2 protein-coding genes are annotated in these 674 nt (G+C 77.3%); one reads left to right on the top strand and one right to left on the bottom strand.

All coding sequences use genetic code 11. The features are described 5' to 3' along the window. The coding region (locus GB864_RS18040; protein WP_160427055.1) for an ATP-binding domain-containing protein at window positions 1-289 on the top strand (289 nt) is incomplete at its 5' end. A gap of 8 nt (window positions 290-297) precedes the next feature. Here GB864_RS18040 and GB864_RS18035 read toward each other — a convergent pair. After that, a partial coding sequence (locus tag GB864_RS18035) for an arginase family protein (RefSeq protein WP_202107368.1) occupies window positions 298-674 on the bottom strand: 377 nt, incomplete at its 5' end.

The following is a 674-nucleotide window of genomic DNA, read 5'->3' as shown; positions in this document are numbered from 1 at the left end:
GACCGGCACCGTGGGCGTCATCGCGCCGCGCGCGGCGATCTGGGCGCTCGCGCCGCTGCGCGCCGAGACGGCCGCGGCGGCCGCCGCCTCGGGCGAGGAGGACCGGCTCTGGGTCGGCACCCCCGACGACGCGAAGGGCCTCGAGTTCGACGCCGTCGTCGTCGCGGTGCCGCCGATGCCCGGTGCGGTGAGCCCGGCGACGTGGAAGCGGCTCTACGTCGCGCTCACGCGCCCGACGCAGCGCCTCACGGTCGTCGACGCCAGCGACTTCCTCCCGATGTTCGTGTAGCGGGCGACTCAGGACGCCTCGGCGCCGAGCCGCGCGAGCCCGTCCACGAGCACGTCGACGAGCAGCCGCGCGGCGCGGGCGTCCGGGTCGAGGTCGGGGTCGTAGATCGTGACGCTCGCTCCGATCGCCCGCGGCGCGAGCACCTCGAGCAGTCCGGCGAGCCAGGCCGGACCGAGGCCGCCGGGGTCGGGGCTGTCGACCGCGGGCATCCACTCGGGGTCGAGGACGTCGACGTCGAGGTGCAGCCAGTAGCGCGGGCCGGCCGGGCCGGCGAGGAGCGCGGCCGCCTCGCCGGGGTCGAGCCGCATCGCGCGGCTCGCGGGCACGACGGCCCCGAGGACGCCCGCCGCCTCAGGTCGGGAGAGCACATGTCTGGACTCCGGAC

It is taken from the genome of Agromyces seonyuensis (genome assembly GCF_009789225.1).
Classification (GTDB): domain Bacteria; phylum Actinomycetota; class Actinomycetes; order Actinomycetales; family Microbacteriaceae; genus Agromyces; species Agromyces seonyuensis.
This window is presented reverse-complemented; position numbering and strand designations above follow the sequence as displayed.